The sequence below is a fragment of the Schlesneria sp. genome (assembly GCF_036405755.1).
GTDB classification, from domain to species: domain Bacteria; phylum Planctomycetota; class Planctomycetia; order Planctomycetales; family Planctomycetaceae; genus Schlesneria; species Schlesneria sphaerica.
The window spans coordinates 1-4,354 of the sequence record NZ_DASWWZ010000394.1; the positions used below are offsets into that span (position 1 = coordinate 1).

Annotated in this window: 3 protein-coding genes; all 3 read left to right on the forward strand. The window is 56.0% G+C overall.

Translation table 11 applies throughout. The features are described 5' to 3' along the window. The first annotated feature begins 838 nt into the window (after positions 1-838). The 3 genes from VGE80_RS13600 to rnk all read left to right on the forward strand — a co-directional run bounded on the left by VGE80_RS13600 (position 839) and on the right by rnk (position 4,314). Positions 839-1,870 (forward strand): universal stress protein, encoded by a 1,032-nt coding sequence (locus VGE80_RS13600; RefSeq protein ID WP_397569170.1) that lies wholly within the window; start codon positions 839-841, stop codon positions 1,868-1,870. A gap of 378 nt (positions 1,871-2,248) precedes the next feature. Then, a complete protein-coding gene (locus VGE80_RS13605) occupies positions 2,249-3,295 on the forward strand; it encodes a TerC family protein (RefSeq protein WP_373653182.1) in 1,047 nt (348 codons plus the stop codon). Positions 3,296-3,894: 599 nt separating this feature from the next. Beyond that, a complete protein-coding gene (rnk, locus tag VGE80_RS13610; RefSeq protein ID WP_440593056.1) occupies positions 3,895-4,314 on the forward strand; it encodes a nucleoside diphosphate kinase regulator in 420 nt (139 codons plus the stop codon). Positions 4,315-4,354: the final 40 nt, after the last annotated feature.

Below are 4,354 nucleotides of genomic sequence, written 5' to 3' on the forward strand. Positions count from 1 at the left end.
TCACTCGTTTCGGAAAGTCTCTCTCTGCAGAGGAAGATGTGGGGAGAAGTCGTTGACCGGAAACGGAGCAATCAAAAAATGGAAGAGCGAAGCTCTACTGAGGCGACGAAGCTGGTATCCGCATCGACTTGCCGACTCAGCAGCCGCTTCGCTCTTCCGATGTCTTGCCCGGGAAACCAGATCGTGCATTCGTTGTTGATGGCCACAGAACATTACGCAGACAAAGCAACTGGGATGCCGCTTGCGAACGTCTCGTTCGGTATCAGCACGAGAAGGGTTTTCTCTTTTTCGGCGACTGCTGCTCTTGTGCAACTAGGAATGCTGGGCCTGAATTTTCAGCGTCTTGAGCCTCTTGAACATTCGCGTCCGCCGAGATGTCCGAAACCGGATTTGTCTGTCCTTTGTTGATGACACCGTCGCCGGAGGTGGACAGTAGAGCTTGGTCGATTACGGGATTCGCTGTGATGCCGCCGTGATGCGCTGAGAGAAGAAGAGGCTCTTGATCGGTGCAGGGTGGGGCAAGAGACCCAGGCCCAGTGATGGGAAAGGACGGGTAGTTGACGCATTCACAGAGTGGAGCAGCCAACGGAGGCGCACGTCCTGCAGTTAGAAGCACACAACGGCTTCAAGGGTTACGTGCTGGTGGATGGGGCTTGTCACAGAGTGATGGTCCAGCGGCAGGTAAGGCCCTGTCTGGAAGAAGGAAGGTGCTTATCTGACGAGGGCCTTGTAGTCCCTCCTGTTGAACAAAGTCCTTTTGGCCGAGGTGGCACACAAATAGCTATCAGTTCTCTTTGATTTCGTCCGAGACTTCCGTCAGCGAAACGAGGAGTGTGACATGAAACGCGACGACCAGTTTTCAAGCAGGATCGCGGCCTCGACCAGTCTTTCTGACCGCCTTCATCTTTGGCCGACCGACGGAGGGAAATCCGATGCGCGGCTCTGGCAGGCGGAGCCCGAACGACGGAGTTCCGAGACGATTCAAACCGTTGTTGTTCCGCTTGACGGCTCAACCCCCGCAGAACATGCATTGCCCCCTGCGCTGGCAATTGTCCGTCGAACGGGGGCTTCGCTGAGGCTAATACACGCCTACACCGAGCCGTTCGCCGCGCTCGAGCCGTGGCAGCATTCGTCCGCTTATGAACGGACGCAGGTGGAACACCAGGACTATCTCGAACGGATTGCCCGGCAGATTACTCGCAGGGAAGACGTGGATGTTGAAATCGTGCTGGTCGATAGTCCCGACACGATCGATGCCTTGATGACGGGGGTGCCCGATTCCAGTCTGGTCGTGATCGGTTCACGTCGTCGACGATTCGCTTCTCGGCTCTGGTGGCAGAACCGGGTGGATCAACTGCGTCAGCGGCTGTCTGTTCCGCTGCTGGTCACCAAAGGGGATTCCGTACCGGTCGAATTGACTGCGGGACCTGAAGTGAAGCGAATTCTGCTGCCTCTGGACGGCTCGGTTGCGGACAGAACGGTGCTGGACTGTGCTCGTTTCGCCGCGCAGACGCATGGCGGAACGATCACGCTCTTGAACGTCCAGAACGAAGAATGGACAGCCGGTCTGTTTCCTCATTCAAGTCCCCGAGAGTACCTCTCCTGGACGATCGAACGATTGAAACAGAATGGGATTCATGCGGAGGCCTATGTCCTCACCAGTGCGGAAGATCCTCGATTGGCGATTCAGCACTACGCCGAGTCGCACGAGACGGATCTGATCGCGATTCCGACTCACGCAGACCGAGGACTTTCACGGATGATGCGTTCGAGTGTCGCAGATTCTCTGCTGCGTCACTCGAAGATACCGATCCTCCTGCAGAGTATTCCCGGCCGAGCGAAGCGGCCGGAGTTGACGAAAGTGACGTGAGAGTCGTGACGGGTCCCACCCGTCGAAATGACGGGCCCCGAAATGGTTGCTTTTGCGACTCAAGCGACGTTCGGTAGAGGTCCTTTCGGACCGGACTGAGAATTTCGACGGGTGGGACGTGGGTGGGACTTCAAACAGGCGGGGCAGGGCTGTCATCCGGCAGCTTTGTCCCGCCTGTTTTGTGAAAGGGGGGAAGGGAAGCCGAGATGCAGATCGATCCTTGCGGTAACCCGCGGGCGTGGTATTTTCACTATCTTGCAGAGAAGTGAAGAGCGAGAGCCATTTACCACTGCTGATATCGTGGTCAGGCCGATAGAGATGCTCAAACTGTGATGACGCGACGTGTCGATTTGATTGGGCAGAGGCAAGGGGTTTCGCATGATCTGGCTGTGGATTGGCTTTGTGGTCTTCGTCCTGGCGATGTTGGCCCTTGATCTTGGTGTATTCCACCGTCACGCCCATGTGGTCTCCATCAGGGAAGCCCTGGCTTGGACGGCGGTGTGGGTGACTCTGGGGCTCACCTTTGCGGTCTTTGTCTACTTTGCCTACGAAGGTCACTGGTTTGGTCTGGGGACCCAGATCGATGTCGCAGATGGTCAACTGAACGATGGCGCTACCGCCGTTGAAAAGTACATCACGGGGTACATTGTCGAAAAATCGCTGAGCATCGACAACGTGTTTGTGATCGCGATGATCTTCGGCTTCTTTGCCATTCCTATAATTTACCAGCATCGGGTTCTGTTCTGGGGCATCATTGGAGCGCTGGTAATGCGCGGGGCGATGATCGCCGTCGGAAATCTGCTGATTTCACGATTCCACTGGGTGCTGTATGTCTTTGGCGCCCTGCTGATCTTCACTGGGATCAAGATGCTGGTCTTTGCTTCCAATCATGAAGCTTCCAGCTTCGGGTGGATCATTCGTCTGACGCGACGGTTCTTTCCTGTCGCCAACGAGATTCATGGCGAGCATTTTTTTGTGCGAGCGGGAGTGGAAGCCAAGGGGGAGTACGCCGAGAGTCTGCGACCGGGTACTCTGATGCTGACTCCTTTAGCCCTGGCGCTGATTCTGATCGAATCGACGGATGTGATTTTTGCCGTCGATTCGATCCCGGCGATCTTTGCCATCACGGCGGATCCCTTCCTGGTGTTCACCAGTAACGTGTTCGCCATCCTGGGGCTTCGCTCGCTGTATTTCGCTCTCGCCGGGATGATCGACACGTTCCGGTACCTGAAGGTATCGCTGGCGGTCATTCTGCTGATCGTCGGGCTGAAGATGTTCTTCACCGAATGGCTGAAAAAGACATTGGGGTCGCACTTCAACTTCTATCTGCTGGCTGTGATCATCGGGATCCTCGTCGCGGGGATCCTGGCATCGATGATCATTAAGCGACCTTCCGAGACGCACGAGTCTTCTGAGCAGGCGTAAGTCGGTTCCGTCACCTTGCCGTGTGATCACCGAACACCCTCCGGGGGGACCACAACGTTCGGGGAACGGGCGCTCGTCCCCCGCTTTGGGATATGTCCTGACTAAAATGATTGCAGGGGCAGGTGAAATCCGCTGCGAGGCGGACACCCGGGAGTTTCAAGCGGTCCTCACCGTCATGGAGCCATTCACTCTCCTGCGGAATCATCGTCGAAAAATGCCGATTTGGCTCGGTTGAACCTCGCCGATGTCAACTCAGGTTTCAGCCGTCACCGGGAGTTGACGGTTGGGGCCGGATTCTCGTGCGCCACGCCGCTCGTCGTCGCCGCGGGGCCCCTTTTATTTGCCGGTTTTTCGTGTTTGGGCGCATTGGTCTGGGAGTTGCTTACTCTCCCCTCAGCGTTCGCTGTTTGACGAAGTCACGATTCCTGAGTTGACGAGCAGCGATGTCGCGGCCACTGCGCAGGCGTGGTTACACGACAGGGTTCTCATTCGACGTAACGAATTGAGCGAATCGATCGCAGGTGATTTCTCTGCCGCAAACTTTCGCGTTCAGTCAGGAGCGGTACGTTAAACAAGGTTAAGGAGCGAGGAGCGACAACATGGCCGGCAAACGACAAATCATCATTACCAAGTCGGATCACGACGATCTCGAAAGCCTGTTCTTCAGTGAACTGGCAATGGCATTCGGTGATAAGCCCTATCTCCAGTCGTTGAGGCAGGAGATGAATCGCGCGATCGTCATGAACCCTGACGAGATTCCTCCCGATGTCGTGACGATGAATTCGACCGTCAAAATCCGTGACGTTCATACTCAGGAAGTAAGCACTTACACGCTTGTTTATCCCAAAGATGCGGACATCGCGTCAGATAAACTGTCCGTACTGGCCCCGATCGGAACAGCCATCCTTGGCTATCGCGAAGGGGATCTCGTGCAATGGCAGGTGCCGAGTGGGCTCGTGCGGTTTCGGATTGAAGAGGTCGTCTTCCAGCCCGAACGTAACCGTGTCTGTGTCACGTAGCCGCTTCGCGAACACTGCCGTCTGAACTGACGAATACGTC